Raw genomic sequence first — 16,978 nt, 5'->3', positions numbered from 1 at the left:
AGATAAACTCAAAAATCTGTTGAACGTTTACCCCGCTTGCTTTGCGAATGTTGGCAGCACGGAGTAACTGGTTGATCTTTAAAACCTTAAATAGTTTTGAAACTTCAGTTGTGACCTTTTCAGACGGATTAATTTGTTGTATCATTTAATCACGCATCCTTTCCGTTTGGATTGTTTTGGTTTCTTCCTTAATACCATTTTACCAAACGGGGATGCGTTTTTTGTTGTCAACAACAATTTTTTTGCTCAGTTACCCCCGATTTATTGCTGTTTGAGCAGGGTTTTCTGGATGCGAAACTTGAGTTAATAATAACAAATTTTTAAAAAATACTAGTATTTAATTATATCTACACCAAACCACTTCTTAGAAATTTCAGCTGCCGTTCCATCTTCTTTCATCTCATCCAATACTTTTTCCAATTGTGCTAAAAAGGCTTTATCTCCTTTTCTAAGTCCTACTCCAAACTGTTCTACTCCAAAGTTATCTTTCAATATCTTATAATCCTCAGCTTGTTTTGAAATATAATATCTTCCTACTACTTCGTCAACTACTACCGCATCTATTCCGCCGCCTTTAAGATCACGCAGAGCTAAAACGTTACTTTCGAACTCTAATATATTATCTTTAATCTTTTCATAAATAGGATCTGCCTCTACTGCCTCTATAGCACTGCTGCCAGCTTGAATTCCTATTTTTTTCCCTATCAGATCTTCTTTAGTTTCAATATCAGAATCTGCTCTTACTACTATAATTTGATGGTCTTCCATGTAAGGTTTAGTGAATAAAATGTGTTTTTTCCTTTCTTCAGTTATAGTAAGTCCATTCCATATTACATCAATATTTCCGCCATTTAATTCCTGTTCCTTAGTTTCCCAGACTATGGGCTGAAACTTTACTTCTAACCCAAGTCTTTTAGCAGCTTCCTTGGCCAGGTCGATGTCAAAACCAACAATCTGGTTATTTTCATCTCTAAATCCCATAGGGGGAAAGGCATCATCTAAACCGACAATAAAATAACCTTTTTCTTTAATATCCTCCCAGGATGAATCTTCAGCCGGGGCCTTAGAACCAGAATTATTGGTTCCACAACCTGCAAGCATAATACCTAAAACGAGAGATAAGACCAGAATAAAAACAATTTTTCTCCTCACCGCAAATCCTCCTCAGGTAATTTTTTCGTTATTATTTTAATTTAGTTTGTTAAAGAAGTAAATAGATAACGTTAAAAAAAATTAAAATATTAAAGTAATTTTTTTCCATAAAGAAGATTTGCTTATAAATTTATTCCCTCTTAAGTGCAGACAGTATTCCCCTTTTTCTAAACTCTCAGCCATAAAGCGTTTACATATATATTTTAATCCAGACATAGTCTGAATTTTCGGGATATATAGTACATAAATGCCTCCCTTCGCCATAAAAATCAAAACTGCACTGGCTGACATCCAGGTCAAATAAACCAAAAAGCTCAAGTTTATTATTTTCCAGGCCTATATTTATATTAAAATACTCTCTTTCCTCCCCCTGGCTATTCTTTATTCTAACTGTAAATTTAGGCTGCTTTTTTAAAATCATTATTAATTTTTCCCGCTCCAGGTTCTGGTTCATCATTAATCATCCCTCCTGTTTATGCCTAATATTAAACAAAAAATTGCTTTTTCCTTCTTTTTTCGTCATCATCAGCCATTATATTTTTCTAATATCTTTTGTGCTCTTTCCTGCAAGGCGATGCGCAAACTTTCGGGGGAAATAACCTCGGCATTTTCTCCCCACTGCATAAGCCAGCTCTGCATTTCGATCAAACCACACACCTCATACTCTACCAGCAAGCTGCCATCAGCGTATTCAGTCAAAATCTTCTGGGAAGGATGATATTTTATAGTTTTCAGCCGGAAAGCTACCTCGGGGGAAAACTTTATCACCACTTTTTGTACCGGATCATTGCAATAAATGCCCCAGCTCGCTTTTATATATTCATGCAGACAGAAGTCTTCCGGATAAGTAAAAACTTCTCTTTCCCGCAAATAAATACTTTTTATCTGATCTACCCGGTAAACCCTGACTTCGCTGTTTTTCTTTCCTGACTTCCTTGCCAGCAGATACCATACCGAACGCTTGCAAACCATACCTAAAGGTTCCAGCCAGCGTTCCCCTTCCGTACCATCGCGGTGCATATAAACAATCTTGATCTTAATATTCTCCGTAACTGCTTTTATAAGCTTGCCTAAAATATCGCCAAACCTCTCCGGGCTGGCCAGAGTATCTCCTACTACATAAATCCGGTTTTTTATATTTTCGGCATAGTGAGAAACCTTTTTATTCCTGACAAACGATTTTTCTAATTCTAACCTGGCTGCCGCAATCACCGGTTCCAAAAGGGTATTATCATAGAGCAGCATGGAAGTGTAAACTGCTGCTGCACTTTCCGGGGGAAGCTTAGGAAGATAAACTTCTTTCAGCGCATATTTGCGGTTCTCTTTCGATGGCCGGTTGATGACTATCCCCATTTCTTCCAGTTCATTGATATCCCGGTATATCATGCGCTTTATGCTGCTCTCCGCAGGTAATTCCTCACCATAGTTGCTCATAATTTCTTTATAATGTTTCAATATCAATTCCATCTCGGCTCCACCATAAGGTATCCGGCTGTGTAAGAGGTTGTACAGATACAAAAGACGTTCCGTCTTTTTAAAAAGTGAACGCTCATAAAGATTTTCTTCCAGATATTTGACTATATCATCACGGGTGAGCCGGCTTCCTTTTCGCATGATCTTTAATTCCCTGTCATTTTCATATACCGTGACATCATCTGCTAATCCCAGTAAAATGCGGTACAAAGTGTTTTTGCTTATTTTGAGATTATTCAACAAATCTTCTTCTTCACAATAGGGATTTTGGAGCAAATAATCTTTTATAGCTGCCGTCTGGGCACTTATATTTTCCACCTTACTCCGCCTCATCATCTATCCCTCTCCCCGCAGTGTATAAACTATTTTGTGGTATATTATACCAAAAGCGTCTCCGGCATAGATAATGAAAATCCAGAAAAACAAAAAGGAAGCAAACTGCTTCCTTCATTTTCATTTGGTGCGGCAGAAGGGACTTGAACCCCCACCCTGTGACCAGGACTAGAACCTGAATCTAGCGCGTCTGCCAATTCCGCCACTGCCGCATTCTTTTATTATTGTCCCAAGCGAGTTTAATTATAAAACATAAAAAGGGCCTGTGTCAACAAAAAATTAAACCGAGATATTCTTTTTATATGGTTTATTTATTATAAAAACTAAACACCAGGCTAGGAAGCATAAAACTATTCCTATGACAAAAACCCTGGTAAAAGCTCCTGCCAGCGCTTTTTGTATCTCCAGGACTCCTCCCCCAGCTAGTAATACACCATTACGAGCCTGGTCAGCCAGAATAGTTGCTACCCGGGGTGATATAACTGCTGATATCCCAAATCCCAGAAAAAGCAAACCATAATTAGTACCCAGATAAGCCGTACCAAAAAAATTGGCAATAAGGGGCGGAAATATGCCAAAAAGACCTCCTAAGCCCAGCATAATTATACAGGCCCCTACTATAAACCAGTTATCATTATGTGTTTTTATAAGCATAATCTGGGCTCCCATGAGCATGATTAAAAGCAGAGAAAGAGCATTTTTTTCACCTGTTCTGTCAAGTAATAAACCAAAAATCGGACCTCCTATGCCGTTAAATAAAGATATAAAAGCTACTATATTCAAAGCTTGTACAGGGGATAAACCTGCCATTACCTGAGCAATAATCTGGGCATTGCTGGTAAGCACTAAACCAGGAAAAGCACCTAACATAAAGATAGCTAAAAAAATATAAAAAGCAGGTTGTTTAAGCATCTCCAAAGGAGTATAGTTATAATTTGACATAACATGATTATTTTGTGCTTTTTCGCTTACATATTCCGGGGGGTTAATCAGAAACCTGGCACAGAAAAACATAACTAATAGAAAAATTAGTCCACACCAAAAAAAGGCACTTTGTACCGAAGAAGTAGCTTCTATGATATTTCCAGCAATATAACTAAAAACTAATCCTCCCACTCCAAAAATGCCGGCAATAAAACCTCCGACCAGTCCTCTTTTATCCGGGAACCACTTCAGCACCGTAGGTAGCGGAGTAGCATAGGAAAGTCCTCTCCCTATCCCCGCTAAAAAACCATGAAAAAAATACAAACCGGCTAGGCTTTTCATGAAAGATGCCATTATTGTGCTTAAACCTAGAATTACAGCCCCGCTCATGGCTACTACACGCGGTCCAGTTTTATCCTGCCACATTCCAGCAAAAATAGCTGTTATTGTATAGGTAAAAACCATAAGGGAAAAAATCATTGCAATCTGCGTAAAACTCCAATCTGGGTTTTCAACTTTAAGTTGATTGGCAAATACACTCCAACTGTAAACCGAACCTAAACAGAGGCTGGTAATGGCTGCAGCCCCAAATACTTTGATCCTCTGCCAGGTAAAACTCCTTTTTTTAACCAACACAGTACCTCCCTTGCCTGTGAATCAACCAGAAAGCCTTTTCCCCTGCCAGCTGTTTCTCCTCACCAGTTCATCATCAATGGAGTTTAAAACCTCCCACTTTCTAAGGCTCCAGCGCGGACCGATAAGTAAATGGCGCGGGCTATCTCCTGTTAGACGGTGAATTACTATTTCGGGAGAAATATACTCCAAAATATCAACCACCAGGTTTACATACTCTTCCTGGCTTAAAAAGTTTAGTTTTCCTGCCTCATACAGTCGTACCAGCGGCGTTCCCTCCATAAGGTGCAGAAGATGAATTTTTAATCCTTGCAGGGGAAGTTTTCCTAAGGTTTTCCCGGTTAAAAGCATATCCTCATAATCTTCTCCCGGAAGCCCCAGTATTATATGGGCCACCGTATCAATACCTCTCTGGTTAAGCTTTTCTAAAGCCTGTAAAAAAGTTTCATAATTATAGCCTAGATTAACCATTCGGGCCGTTCTTTCATGTATAGTCTGCAACCCTAACTCTACCCATAAATAAGTTTTCCGGTTTAGTTCCTGCAGAAGATCCAGCACTTCCTCCGGAAGACAATCAGGACGGGTGGCAATGGCTAAGCCTACTACCCCAGGACTGGCCAGCGCCGTCTGGTAAAGCTCCCGCAATCTATCTACCGGGGCATAAGTATTGGTAAAAGCTTGAAAATACGCGATATATAAACCTGCTTTCCACTTCTGGTGCATAACCTTCTTTATTTGTTCCATCTGTTCAGTAATACTTTTTCCTCTTTCCCCGGCAAAGTCACCGGAACCACGGCTGCTGCAAAAATAACAGCCTTCTTTGGAAATAGTTCCATCCCGGTTAGGGCAGGTAAACCCTGCATCCAGTGAAAGTTTAAAAACTTTTTGGCCAAATTTCTTACGCAAATAATAATTGAGGCTATGATATCTTTTACCATCCCAGGTTAAAGGTTTTATATCCAAACCTATCCCGCCTTTGGCTTATATTTTTCGCACTATTTTTACTATTGACCATCACTGTATACAATGATAATATTATTTACGACAAAATCAAATAATATCTTATAGGAAATAACCTCTTATCGAGAGCGGCTGAGGGACTGGCCCAATGACGCCCGGCAACCGCCAAAAACTGGCAAGGTGCTAATTCCTGCAGATCACAGGTCTGGCAGATAAGAGATGAGATAAGCAGATCTTGCCTCTTTGTGCCAATACAAAGAGGCATTAATAGTTTTAAGGAGGAAGCCAATTTGATCGAGATCAAAAACCTGACCAAAATATATACTACCCCTCATCAGCAAGTTTTAGCTTTAGATAATGTGAGCTTAACCGTAAATAAAGGAGAAATATTCGGCATAATCGGTCTCAGCGGAGCCGGTAAAAGTACCCTTATACGCTGTATAAACATGCTGGAAAAACCTACTTCCGGTACTATAATCGTTGATGGCGAAGACATGACCTTGCTAAGTAAGGATGAACTGCGTTTGGCCAGGCAAAAGATAGGGATGATATTTCAGCACTTTAACCTGTTATCATCCCGTACAGTATTTGATAATGTTATGTTTCCTCTGGAAATCGCTAAAGTGCCGAGAAAAGAAGCTAAAAAAAGGGTAGCTGAACTTCTGGAACTGGTAGGGCTTAAAGATAAAGCCCGGGCTTATCCTTCGCAATTAAGTGGCGGGCAAAAACAGAGAGTGGGAATTGCCAGAGCCCTGGCCAATGACCCGAAAATACTTTTATCCGATGAAGCAACATCCGCCCTGGATCCAGAAACTACCCGTTCTATCCTTAAATTGCTCAAGGATATAAATAGGCAGCTTAACATAACTATTTTGCTCATAACCCATGATATGAATGTAATAAAACAGATCTGTGATCGGGTGGCAGTTATTGACAAAGCGCGGATCGTTGAAATAGGAGATGTCCTGACCATATTTTCTAATCCGGCCACTCCTACTTCCCGCAGCTTCCTCGACAGCATAATTAAAAGTGAAGTGCCGGAAGATCTTCTGCACCTGGCCCAAAATAACAAAGAAAGCTCCAGGCTGGTAAGAATATCCTTTATCGGTTCATCAGCTGGAGAACCGATAATTTCTACCATGATTAAGAAATTCGATATTAAAGCCAATATACTTTATGGCAATATAGACCGGGTTAAAGATATTCCCTTTGGCAACCTGATTCTGGAAATCATGGGGGAACCGGTAATAATCAAGGAAGCTCTAGATTTTCTTAAAGATAACGGCTTAGAAATTGAGGTGTTGAAAAATGCTCCATCTTCTAACTAGTTTTGATTATCATACTTTTATGATTATGCTATCCGGGGATTACGGTATAGTTGCCGAAAAAGTCTTAAAAGCAACCTGGGAAACTATCTACATGATATTTATAGCAACAGGTTTAAGCTATATTTTAGGACTCCCCTTAGGCATAATCCTGGTTATTACAGAAAAAGGCCATATAGCGGAAAATCTTTTTTTGAACCGTATACTGGCTTTCCTTGTCAATACCGTAAGATCAATACCTTTTATTATCTTCTTAATCCTTATAATACCTCTAACACGCATGATTGTGGGAACTTCTATCGGAACTACTGCGTCTATTGTGCCTTTAACCCTGGCAGCTATACCTTTTGTAGCCAGGCTGGTAGAAACTTCTTTAAAAGAAATCGAATGGGGACTTGTGGAAGCCGCTCTATCTATGGGGGCTACTAACTGGCAGATAATTACCAAAGTGCTTATACCCGAAGCTCTTCCCTCCATAACTCTGGGTATAGCCATCACCACCATAAACCTGATAGGCTATTCAGCTATGGCCGGCATAGTAGGGGGAGGAGGATTAGGCACCCTGGCCTATTACTACGGCTATCAGCGTTATGACAACCTTATACTGTGGACAACCGTTATAGTTCTTATATTCATGGTACAAGGTGTCCAAACGCTGGGCGATAAAGCAACTGCCAAACTAAATGAAAAAAGGAGGTAAATTGATGGGCAAAAAATTTTTCGTGCTGTTACTTTCTCTTTCCCTGCTGGTAGCAGGAATAGCAGGATGCGGGTCGCAAGATAAGGCGCAAAAGGAAGCAGAAAAAAAAGCTAACAAACTGGTAGTAGGGGCAACTGCCAAACCTCATGCGGAAATTTTAGAAGTTATAAAGCCCGAGCTGGCCAAAGAAGGAATCGACCTGGAAATCAAAGAGTTCACGGATTATGTTCTTTTAAATCCGGCACTGGTCGAAGGCGAAATTGATGCCAATTTCTTTCAACACCGCCCTTATCTAGATGATTTTAATGCCAAAAACAAGGCTGATTTGCGCGAAGTGGTAAAAGTACACACTGAACCTATGGGAGTATATTCTAATAAATACAAAAATATAGATAACATACCTGAAGGAGCTAAAATTGGAATACCTAATGACGCTACCAATGGGGGCAGGGCGCTCATGGTCCTGGAAAGAGCCGGGCTTATAAAGCTTAGAGAAGGGGCTGGGGTAACAGCTACAGAAAAAGATATTGTGGAAAATCCCCGCCATATAAAAATAGTAATGATGGATGCGCCTATGCTTCCCCGGGCCTTAGAAGACCTGGATGTTTGCGTAATAAACAGCAATTATGCTCTGGAAGCCAACCTGAATCCGGTAAAAGATTCGATCTTCATGGAACCTAAAGACTCGCCCTTTGCCAATATATTAGTAGTAAGGCCCGGAGATGAAAAGCGGGAAGATATTCAAAAATTAGCCAAAGCTTTACAGTCTCCGACGGTGAAAAAGTTCCTGGAAGAAAAATATAATGGTTCCTGCGTGCCCGCTTTCTAAACGAAAAAAAGAGGGGTAAATTCCCCTCTTTCAGGCTATCTTTTTATAAAACAAAAAGTATTACATAGAAAATCGCCATAACTGCAGCCCCTAAAGGCACCCCTATTTTAGCCCATTCCGTACTGGTTATGCGCAGCTTGGAAGCCGATATTATATTGGGAATATTACCAGGAATAAGCATTCCTCCTGAAATAATAAGCCCCATAAGAATAGCTTCTATCTGCATGGTAGTCATTTTCGGGCTTATTTCTGCCGCAGTAAGGGTAGCATTATCAAGAACAGCCGAAACCGTATTTACCCAGTAAAGCAAGCGGTAATCAAGCTTTAAAATATAGGCATCGATCAGAGGATAAAAGCCTTCGCCTAAAAAAGTTAATGCCATAACAAAAAGATATACTTTTAAAGCCCTTATTATTATACCGCGCCAGGTATCCTGTTCTACTTCTTCACCATCTTCTTCTTCCACTGTTATGGCCAGTTCCGCGGAAGGCATACCTTTCTCCGCTTTCTGCGCCCGGGCAGCATAGAAGGCTCCCAGACAGCCGAAAACTATAATGGCAGGTATAATAAATTTGCCTAAAAGTTTAAAAAGGTATAAAAACTCCTCATTTAGCTTGGCAATCGCAATAGTAGCCAGGGGCTCGCCGATAGGAGTTAAAGCCGCCCCAAAACCGATGGAAAAACAGGCAATTACGCAAATTACTATTTTATCCTTTCTGGCCATGGGGAGCTGGAATATAATCTCTACCAGAATAATTGAAGCAATAATAGCGGTAATGACACTTGACAGCAACCCCAGCACTACTACTACTAAAAAAACAACTGCCGGTACGGGAACTTTTGTAAAAACTTTTTGCATGAAACCTTCAAACTGTTCGCGCAGGATGTGAAAAAGTGCACCGGCAATCAAAACCGCGGAGGCAATCATGATAGGATGCTCGAAGGCAGCAAGGATGAGTTCTCGGTTCATAACTCCAGAAATGAGAGCAGCAGCAATTCCCATAATAAAAAGAAAGATTTCCAGCTGCTCCTCCACGATTTTAAAAGTGAAAGGCAGTACTAAGACTAGTAACAGAATGATGACAAGTCCTATAATAACCATTACCATCTCTCCCTGCTATAATTTATTGATGTTCAATTTTCACCCATTCTAATTTTAACAAATAATTTATAAATGTTAAGAAAAAATTATCGTTTTTGCACGATTTCTCTCATTTTTTCTGTTTTTCGTATAATTTAATAATATAATTTAAATTTTAAAATTTAAAGAGCAACCCTTTTCGCTTAAGGATTGCTCTTTAGAATATTATCCTATTGCTTTTAAAAGATTAATCATCTCGATAGCTGTTAATGCGGCATCAGCCCCTTTATTGCCTGCTTTCGTACCTGCTCTTTCTATGGCCTGTTCCAGGGTATCAGCAGTTATTACCCCATATATGATAGGCTTTCCGCTGCTTAAGCTGGTCTGGGCTATTCCTTTGGTAACTTCGGCGGAAACATACTCAAAATGAGGAGTAGCTCCTCTTATCACTGCTCCCAAACATATTACGGCTTCATATTCCTTAGAAGCCATTTTTTGCGCCACCAGAGGCATTTCAAATGCTCCCGGCACCCAGGCAATATCTATATTAGTATCTTCTACCCCATGCCTTTTTAAGGCATCAAGACAACCGCTTAAGAGCTTGCTCGTTATAAATTCATTAAAGCGGGAAACTACTATGCCGATCTTCTGCCCGGCACCTAAAAGCTTACCTTCATATATGTTCATATTATTTTCCTCCTTTATTTTATAATTTGGCCAGCATATGCCCCATTTTTTCTTTTTTCGTTTTTAAATATCTTTCATTTTCACGGCGGCTTTCAATTTCAATCGGCACCCTTTCTACCACTTCCAGATTGTAGCCTTCCAACCCTTTAATCTTTTTAGGATTGTTAGTCATAAGCCGCATTTTTCTTACCCCTAAATCACTTAAAATCTGGGCGCCGATTCCGTAATCACGCAGGTCGGCCGGAAAACCTAATTCCAGGTTAGCTTCTACGGTATCACGTCCCATATCCTGCAGTTTATAGGCTCTTATCTTATTTACCAATCCAATACCGCGTCCCTCCTGACGCATATAGAGCAGAACCCCTTTACCTTCTTTTTCAATCATGGTTAGAGCAGCTGCCAGCTGTTCACCGCAATCGCACCTTTTAGATCCAAAAACATCGCCGGTTAAACATTCAGAATGCACCCTTACCAGTATAGGCTCATCTTCCTTCCATTCTCCTTTAACTAAAGCCAGATGTCCCTGCCCGTCCAGCAGCGACTCATAGGCAACAGCGGTAAAATCTCCATAAATGGTAGGCAATAAAGTGCTCTCCACCCTTCTTACCAGTTTTTCCCTTCGCCTCCTATACTCAATAAGGTCAGCAATCGTTACTATTTTTAAATCATGTTTGCGGGCAAATTCTATAAGCTGGGGAACCCTGGCCATAGTTCCGTCTTCATTCATAATCTCACATATTACAGCTGCCGGATAAAGACCTGCCAGCTTGGCCAGGTCAATGGAGCCTTCGGTATGCCCGGCTCGGCGCAGAACCCCTCCTTCTTTATACCGTAACGGGAAGATATGTCCTGGCTTTCGGAAATCCTGCGGCTTGCTTTCGGGATGGATAAGTGCTTTGATGGTGGCTGCCCTTTCAAAAGCCGATATCCCGGTAGTAACTGTTTTATAATCAACAGATACCGTAAAAGCCGTTTCGTGGTTATCGGTATTATCACTTACCATAGGCCGTATATCCAGCTCATCCAATCTTTCCCCTAACATAGGCACACATATTAAACCTCGCCCATAAGTTGCCATAAAATTAATGATCTCGGGAGTAACCTTTTCTGCTGCTGCCACTAAATCTCCCTCATTTTCCCGGTCTTCATCATCTACCATGATAACCATTTTGCCTTGTCTTATGTCTTCAATTGCTTCTTCGATACTGTTAAATTTGAACACTACAATCACCCTCCCTTAAATAAAGCCGTGTTCAGCTAAAAAATTCATATCTAATTCTTTTTTCGCGGCAGCTGGCAACTCATGGTGGCTAAGCAACCTTTCTATATAGCGGCCTATGATATCAGTTTCCAGGTTAACTTCATCACCTGCATTTTTAAACCCTAAAGTAGTCATCTTGGCGGTATGGGGAATAAGCGACACACTAAAACTATCTTTCCCTACTTCCACCACCGTTAAGCTTATGCCATCAATAGCTATGGAACCTTTCGGCACCGTATATTTTAAAACCTGCCCCGGAGCTGCAATATGATAAATAACAGCAATATCGCGGCTTTCTTTTCTTATAATTCTTCCGATGCCATCTACATGCCCCTGTACCAGATGTCCTCCCAGCCTGTCTCCCAGACGTAAAGCTCTTTCCAGATTAACATAATCTCCGGAAGAAAGGCTCTTTAAAGTAGTCTTGGCTACCGTTTCCGGCATAACATCAGCCGTAAAAAAATCCGGCGCAAAATCTACCACCGTTAAACAAACTCCATTTACGGCAATACTATCGCCTATTTTTACATCTTCCAGAACTTTTTGCGCTTTAATAGTTATTCTAAAGGACTGACTTCCTTTTTCTATCCTCTTTACCGTACCTAGTTCCTCTATAATACCTGTAAAAATACTTATCACCACCCTGTATAGGCTACCACTAAAATATCCTCATCCAGTCTCCTGTATTCCGCTATTTTAAGCGTATAAGCATCTTTCATAAAGTCTACCCCTTTTCCTTCCACCGGGGTAATCCCGGTTCCGCCTGTTATTTTAGGTGCTAGAAAACAATACACTTTATCTACCAGCCGGTGTTCTAAAAGGGAAGCATTGAGCCTGGCCCCACCCTCCACCAAAATGCTGCATATATCCTCCATAAGCAGCATTTTAAATGCTTCTACTAAATCCAGATGGTCAGGTTCTCCCGCCACTTTTAAAATTTCTATATTATTCTTTTCCAGCTCCCGGCATTTTTCCTCTTCAGCCGATAATGCCGTAATTACAATAGTCCTCTGCTGGTGAGCCGTTTTTACAATATTACTATCTAAAGGAAGCATTAAAGTACCATCTATAATTATCCTTACCGGATCCCGCTTTTCTTCCGTATCCAAACGACAGTTCAGCATAGGATCATCCTTGAGTACCGTATTTATCCCTACCATAATTCCATCATATATATTGCGCAGTTTATGTACATAGGAGCGCGACTCTTCACCGCTTATCCAGCGGGAATCGCCTGCTAAAGTAGCAATTTTCCCATCCATGGTCATGGCATATTTCAAGCTTACAAAAGGCAAGCCGGTAGTTATATGCTTAAAAAAAACTTCATTAATCCTTTTCGCTTCCTCTTCTAAAACGCCTACTACTGTTTCAACTCCTGCCTCCTCCAAAATCTTTTTTCCCCTGCCTGCTACTTTAGGGTTAGGATCCAGAGTAGCCATAACCACTTTTTTTATGCCTGCTTCGATCAAGGCATAAGCACAGGGGGGAGTTCTCCCGTAGTGGCTGCAAGGCTCCAGAGTTACATACATAGTCGCCCCTTTAGCCTTTTCTCCTGCCTGCTTTAAAGCATGTATCTCCGCATGAGGAGTGCCCGCTTTTTTATGATAGCCTTCTCCTACAATCTGCCCTTCCTTAACAATAACTGCTCCTACCACCGGATTGGGACTTGTTCTTCCCAGAGCTTTAGCCGCTAGATTCAAAGCCCTCTGCATGTAAAAAGCATCATCATTTACTGCTGTCATAGCTTCACTTCCTTACTCTAACTGGTGATAAAAAAAACCCGAATCAATCGGGTTTCCAGGCAGAAGAAAACGGGGCATGCCAAAATATGCCCATCCTTTCTTCTCCCATCCAGACTTTCACTGTCGGCCCTGGAATTGCACCAGGTCATGCCCTGAAAGGCTCGCGGGCTTTACCGCCGGTAGGGAATTCCACCCGTCCCCGAAGAAAGGTTATCACCCTATTTTGTTTTTTTAATATTATCATCCTTAAGTCCGTATGGTCAAGGTTAGAAACCGTTACGGAAAAACTTTTAAAACTTAAGGCTTTGCACGGCTTTTTCAATATCAGAGGATCCAAAAATATAAGACCCGGCTACCAGTACATTGGCCCCTGCTTCTACTACCCTGCGGCCGGTAGTTTCATTTATGCCTCCATCCACCTGGATAAAAGGATTTAATCCTTTATTATCCAGCAGCTGTTTAAGCTCCTTTATCTTTTCTACGGCTCCAGAAATAAAGGTCTGACCTCCAAAACCTGGATTTACACTCATCACCAGAACCAGGTCAAGTTCAGAGGCTATATCATTAAGGAGATAAACAGGAGTAGCAGGATTTAAGGCTACACCTGCTTTTATCCCATATCCTTTTATTAAGCTTATTACCCGGTGCAGATGAACACAGGCTTCCAGGTGAACAGTTATTAAATCAGCTCCTGCCTCTACAAAAGAAGGGATGAGGGTTTCCGGCTTTTCTATCATAAGATGAACATCAAAAAAAAGGCGGCTCCTTTTCCGTATATCAGCAACCACCTGCGGTCCTATAGTCAGGTTAGGCACAAAATGCCCGTCCATAATATCTATATGCAGCCAATCAGCTCCTGCTTTTTCTACCTTGTTTATATCTTCTCCCAGACAAGCAAAATTAGCTGATAAAATAGAAGGAGCAACTAATACCAAAGCTAATAACACCTCTCATTCTCGATAACTTCCTGCAGCATATCCAGATAATTATAGTAACGAAACTCAGCAATAGTCCCCTGTTTTACCGCTTCTATTACGGCACACTCCTTTTCTTTCCAGTGCAAACAGTTGTTAAATCGGCAACCGGGAGCAAAATCGCTAAAATCCGGGAAGTATTTGGCAAGCTCATTACGGGAAATAGCAGGCATGTCTAAAACGCTAAACCCGGGCGTATCGGCAATAAAGCCTCCTTCCTCTAAGGGATAGAGTTCCACATGCCGGGTAGTATGTTTACCCCGTCCTATTTTCGTGCTTACCTCCTGGGTCTTTACCTTTAAACTTCCATCGGTTAAAGCATTAAGAAGACTAGACTTCCCTGCTCCTGAAGGCCCGGCAAATACAGCAATTTCTCCCTTTATTATCTCTCTTAGTTCTTTAATACCCTTGCCCTGAAGAGCAGAAGTTTCTAAAAAATTAAAGCCAGCATGAGGGTAGTAGTCCTTGATAAGCATGGCTTTAGGGTCAGGTGCCATATCAATCTTATTCAAGATGATATAAGGTACCAGATGGTTATAATACGCTAAAACTAAAAGCCGGTCTAAAAGAGATAAGCTGGGAGCTGGCTTATCATTACACATAACAATCAATACCATGCTTACATTGGCTATACGCGGCCTTAAGAGTTCATTTTTACGGGGTAAAATTTTCTCAATAACCCCTTTATCATCAGACAATACGGAAATAATAACTTTATCTCCACTTAAAACCGGGTCTTTAAGCTTGCCTCGCAGTTTACACTCGTAGATTTTTTCTTCCTGTTTGACATAATAAAACCCGCTGTATTTTTTCAGGACTACCCCTTCAGCTTGAGAATTTTTCATAAATCCCCTCCACGTCAAATGTTCATCTATAAGCTGTAAGTCTTATAAAATTTACCATTAAGATAAACATCTGCTTTGCCACTGCCAAAATAGCTTACGCCTATATACAAAACTTCTCCTGCTTGATTTATCTGATTATATACCTCTCTTTTGCCTTTAACATCAGTAACCTCTATAACTACCTTATAATACTCTTGATCAGAAGGCAACCTTATTTCCAGGGCTTTGGTCTGGGCAGCAGGGCCAGGTCCTTTGCTTATGGTTAAGGTTACACTGCTTCCTTTTTCCAGCATAACTCCCGGCTGAATATCCTGCTCTATAACCTGATCAGTATAATATTGACTGCTTTCTTTTTCGACAATCCTGGCTACTAAAAGCCCCATATCTTCCAGACGTTTTTTCGCATCATTGATATTAAGCCCAATTAAATCAGGCATTTTTATCTTTTCCGGAGGCTCTCCTTTGCTTACCAGAACATCTACCCGGCTTCCTTCTTTTACCCTGGTCCCACCTTTAGGGCTTTGGGAAATAATTAGACCTCTGGCATATTTAGTATCATACTCTTCCTCTACTCTCCCTAAAACCAGATTCTCATTGGCCAGCCTTATTTCGGCATCACTTAAAGATATACCCACCAGATTAGGTACTTTGGCTATTGCTGTTCCCTTGCTCAAAACCACTTCAATTTCCCGGCCTTTTTTCACCTTCATGCCTGCCGGCGGATTCTGGGATACAATCCTGCCCGGTTCCATATCGCTGCTTGTATCTTCACGCACGACCACCATTTTTAATCCCAGCTTATCCAATGTATCCTTAGCCTCTTTGCTTTCCATTCCTACAATGTCTGGAACTTCTACTTCCTTGCCGAATAAACCATCCCCCAGTACATAGAAAATACCAGCCAAAAGGCCTATGAGGGCAGCCAGAATAAGCACCAGAGCCTGAGGCCGCAGTTTACGCTTTTTAGGCAATTCATAATCCATCCTTTCACCCGAAATAGGAGGCATGATGATAGTCTTCCCATAGTCATCATTTATAGAATAAGTTTCTCTTCTCCCATTATAAAATCCTATTAAAGCATTACGCATTTCTTCTGCGGTTTTGAAACGGTAAGCAGGTATTTTGGCCATGGCCTTTAGCACAATGGCCTGCAAATTTTGCGGAATAACATCAGCTAGCTCTTCGGGAAACTGAGGTTCATCATGTATATGTTTCAAGGCAACAGTTATAGGACTTTCGGCATCAAAAGGAACTTTTCCGGTCAGCATTTCATATAGCACACAGCCTAAAGAATATATGTCGGTTTGCCGGGTAACCGGCTCTCCTTTAGCCTGTTCTGGTGATATATACTGTACAGAACCTAAAATATTGCCGCCAAAAGTTATAGTTTTTTTGCTAACCGCCTGGGCAATGCCAAAATCAGCCACCTTAACCAGGCCGCTAGAGGTAATAAGGATATTGTGCGGTTTTATGTCTTTGTGAATAACCCCGCGTTCATGAGCATGATGAATCCCGTCACAAACCATTATGGTAATATCTACTGCTTTCCTTATATCAAGAGGCGCTTCTTTTTCAATAAGTTCTTTTAAGGTATATCCTTCTACAAACTCCAGTACAATATAATGTACATCTCCATCCTGCCCTACGTCATATATATTGACAATATTGGGATGAGACAATTTGGCTGCTGCCTGCGCCTCGGTCTTGAACTTCTGAACAAAATTAGCATCGCGAGCAAACTCGGGCTTTAATATTTTTACGGCTACTACCCGTCCCAAAGCCTTGTCAAAGGCTTTATAGACTACTGCCATACCGCCTTCGCCGCTTTTTTCTAAAAGCTCATATCTGCCACCTAAAACTGTACCTGTCAAAACCTGTTACCTGGTTACCCAAACTGTGCAAAACCGAACAGTTTGAGCAGCTGGGCTATTTATAGTCCGCCATTTCAGAGAGTGCTTATTCCCAGCAGGCGGTATTTAAGCACTCCCATAGCCCCTGTCCCAAGAAACAGGAACTCGCGCCCTTATCCGGGTCTCCCCACTTGCCCTGAAAAGATTAC

16 protein-coding genes, 1 tRNA gene and 2 riboswitches are annotated in these 16,978 nt (G+C 41.0%); of the genes, 3 read left to right on the top strand and 14 right to left on the bottom strand.

What is annotated here, in order from left to right; all coding sequences use genetic code 11:
* Nucleotides 1-330: 330 nt before the first annotated feature.
* The 6 genes from BUB92_RS09465 to mnmL form a co-directional block, all read right to left on the bottom strand.
* On the bottom strand, nt 331-1,152 hold the full coding sequence (locus BUB92_RS09465) for an amino acid ABC transporter substrate-binding protein (RefSeq protein ID WP_073093218.1): 822 nt from the start codon (nt 1,150-1,152) through the stop codon (nt 331-333).
* A gap of 190 nt (nt 1,153-1,342) precedes the next feature.
* Nucleotides 1,343-1,609, bottom strand: coding sequence for a hypothetical protein (locus BUB92_RS09460; RefSeq protein WP_073093217.1), 267 nt, complete (start codon nt 1,607-1,609; stop codon nt 1,343-1,345).
* A 68-nt stretch (nt 1,610-1,677) separates the two neighbouring features.
* Complete coding sequence (locus BUB92_RS09455) at nt 1,678-2,961, bottom strand: helix-turn-helix transcriptional regulator (protein ID WP_073093216.1); 1,284 nt, start codon at nt 2,959-2,961, stop codon at nt 1,678-1,680.
* Nucleotides 2,962-3,083: 122 nt separating this feature from the next.
* Nucleotides 3,084-3,170, bottom strand: a tRNA-Leu gene (locus BUB92_RS09450).
* Nucleotides 3,171-3,237: 67 nt separating this feature from the next.
* Entirely contained in the window at nt 3,238-4,515 is a 1,278-nt protein-coding gene (locus tag BUB92_RS09445) for an L-lactate MFS transporter (RefSeq protein ID WP_073093214.1), read from the bottom strand.
* 24 nt (nt 4,516-4,539) lie between these two features.
* Nucleotides 4,540-5,478: a tRNA modification radical SAM protein MnmL/YtqA gene (gene mnmL, locus BUB92_RS09440; RefSeq protein WP_242939044.1), complete on the bottom strand. Its 939-nt coding sequence runs from the start codon at nt 5,476-5,478 to the stop codon at nt 4,540-4,542.
* A 113-nt stretch (nt 5,479-5,591) separates the two neighbouring features.
* Nucleotides 5,592-5,694: riboswitch (SAM riboswitch) on the top strand.
* Between the two features lie 71 nt (nt 5,695-5,765).
* Here mnmL and BUB92_RS09435 point away from each other — a divergent pair.
* From BUB92_RS09435 to BUB92_RS09425, 3 genes are read left to right on the top strand one after another with little or no spacing between them, the layout of a single operon-like run.
* Nucleotides 5,766-6,803 (top strand): methionine ABC transporter ATP-binding protein, encoded by a 1,038-nt coding sequence (locus tag BUB92_RS09435; RefSeq protein ID WP_073093224.1) that lies wholly within the window; start codon nt 5,766-5,768, stop codon nt 6,801-6,803.
* Nucleotides 6,784-7,500: a methionine ABC transporter permease gene (locus BUB92_RS09430; protein ID WP_423230210.1), complete on the top strand. Its 717-nt coding sequence runs from the start codon at nt 6,784-6,786 to the stop codon at nt 7,498-7,500. The genes BUB92_RS09435 and BUB92_RS09430 overlap by 20 nt, the downstream gene beginning before the upstream one ends.
* 4 nt (nt 7,501-7,504) lie before the next feature.
* Nucleotides 7,505-8,329, top strand: coding sequence for a MetQ/NlpA family ABC transporter substrate-binding protein (locus tag BUB92_RS09425; protein WP_073093212.1), 825 nt, complete (start codon nt 7,505-7,507; stop codon nt 8,327-8,329).
* A gap of 43 nt (nt 8,330-8,372) precedes the next feature.
* Here the strand turns inward: BUB92_RS09425 and BUB92_RS09420 are convergent, their stop codons facing one another.
* The 8 genes from BUB92_RS09420 to pknB all read right to left on the bottom strand — a co-directional run bounded on the left by BUB92_RS09420 (nt 8,373) and on the right by pknB (nt 16,790).
* Entirely contained in the window at nt 8,373-9,437 is a 1,065-nt protein-coding gene (locus BUB92_RS09420) for a DUF1646 family protein (RefSeq protein WP_200774242.1), read from the bottom strand.
* A 198-nt stretch (nt 9,438-9,635) separates the two neighbouring features.
* Nucleotides 9,636-10,097 carry a 6,7-dimethyl-8-ribityllumazine synthase gene (ribH, locus tag BUB92_RS09415; protein WP_073093209.1) on the bottom strand — a complete coding sequence of 154 codons (462 nt, stop codon included), beginning with the start codon at nt 10,095-10,097 and terminating at the stop codon, nt 9,636-9,638.
* A gap of 19 nt (nt 10,098-10,116) precedes the next feature.
* Nucleotides 10,117-11,325 (bottom strand): bifunctional 3,4-dihydroxy-2-butanone-4-phosphate synthase/GTP cyclohydrolase II, encoded by a 1,209-nt coding sequence (locus BUB92_RS09410; protein WP_200774244.1) that lies wholly within the window; start codon nt 11,323-11,325, stop codon nt 10,117-10,119.
* Nucleotides 11,326-11,334: 9 nt separating this feature from the next.
* The gene (locus BUB92_RS09405) at nt 11,335-11,988 is read right to left on the bottom strand and encodes a riboflavin synthase (RefSeq protein ID WP_073093221.1); all 654 of its coding nucleotides are present in this window, start codon (nt 11,986-11,988) and stop codon (nt 11,335-11,337) included.
* Between the two features lie 5 nt (nt 11,989-11,993).
* Nucleotides 11,994-13,100: a bifunctional diaminohydroxyphosphoribosylaminopyrimidine deaminase/5-amino-6-(5-phosphoribosylamino)uracil reductase RibD gene (ribD, locus tag BUB92_RS09400; RefSeq protein WP_073093206.1), complete on the bottom strand. Its 1,107-nt coding sequence runs from the start codon at nt 13,098-13,100 to the stop codon at nt 11,994-11,996.
* 93 nt (nt 13,101-13,193) lie between these two features.
* Nucleotides 13,194-13,311, bottom strand: a riboswitch (FMN riboswitch).
* Between the two features lie 79 nt (nt 13,312-13,390).
* Nucleotides 13,391-14,035 carry a ribulose-phosphate 3-epimerase gene (gene rpe, locus BUB92_RS09395; protein ID WP_073093220.1) on the bottom strand — a complete coding sequence of 215 codons (645 nt, stop codon included), beginning with the start codon at nt 14,033-14,035 and terminating at the stop codon, nt 13,391-13,393.
* 2 nt (nt 14,036-14,037) lie between these two features.
* Entirely contained in the window at nt 14,038-14,919 is an 882-nt protein-coding gene (gene rsgA / locus BUB92_RS09390) for a ribosome small subunit-dependent GTPase A (protein ID WP_073093205.1), read from the bottom strand.
* A gap of 26 nt (nt 14,920-14,945) precedes the next feature.
* Complete coding sequence (gene pknB / locus BUB92_RS09385) at nt 14,946-16,790, bottom strand: Stk1 family PASTA domain-containing Ser/Thr kinase (protein WP_073093203.1); 1,845 nt, start codon at nt 16,788-16,790, stop codon at nt 14,946-14,948.
* Nucleotides 16,791-16,978 lie beyond the last annotated feature (188 nt).

The sequence above is a fragment of the Thermosyntropha lipolytica DSM 11003 genome, from assembly GCF_900129805.1.
Lineage (GTDB): Bacteria > Bacillota > Syntrophomonadia > Syntrophomonadales > Syntrophomonadaceae > Thermosyntropha > Thermosyntropha lipolytica.
This window is presented reverse-complemented; position numbering and strand designations above follow the sequence as displayed.

What these genes read in the sequence shown, in the direction of transcription:
- BUB92_RS09460 (WP_073093217.1), bottom strand. Translation starts at nt 1,609, where the DNA reads ATGATGAACCAGAACCTGGAGCGGGAAAAATTAATAATGATTTTAAAA.
- BUB92_RS09455 (WP_073093216.1), bottom strand. Translation starts at nt 2,961, where the DNA reads ATGATGAGGCGGAGTAAGGTGGAAAATATAAGTGCCCAGACGGCAGCT.
- BUB92_RS09430 (WP_423230210.1), top strand. Translation starts at nt 6,784, where the DNA reads ATGCTCCATCTTCTAACTAGTTTTGATTATCATACTTTTATGATTATG.
- BUB92_RS09425 (WP_073093212.1), top strand. Translation starts at nt 7,505, where the DNA reads ATGGGCAAAAAATTTTTCGTGCTGTTACTTTCTCTTTCCCTGCTGGTA.
- BUB92_RS09420 (WP_200774242.1), bottom strand. Translation starts at nt 9,437, where the DNA reads ATGGTAATGGTTATTATAGGACTTGTCATCATTCTGTTACTAGTCTTA.
- ribH (WP_073093209.1), bottom strand. Translation starts at nt 10,097, where the DNA reads ATGAACATATATGAAGGTAAGCTTTTAGGTGCCGGGCAGAAGATCGGC.
- ribD (WP_073093206.1), bottom strand. Translation starts at nt 13,100, where the DNA reads ATGACAGCAGTAAATGATGATGCTTTTTACATGCAGAGGGCTTTGAAT.
- rsgA (WP_073093205.1), bottom strand. Translation starts at nt 14,919, where the DNA reads ATGAAAAATTCTCAAGCTGAAGGGGTAGTCCTGAAAAAATACAGCGGG.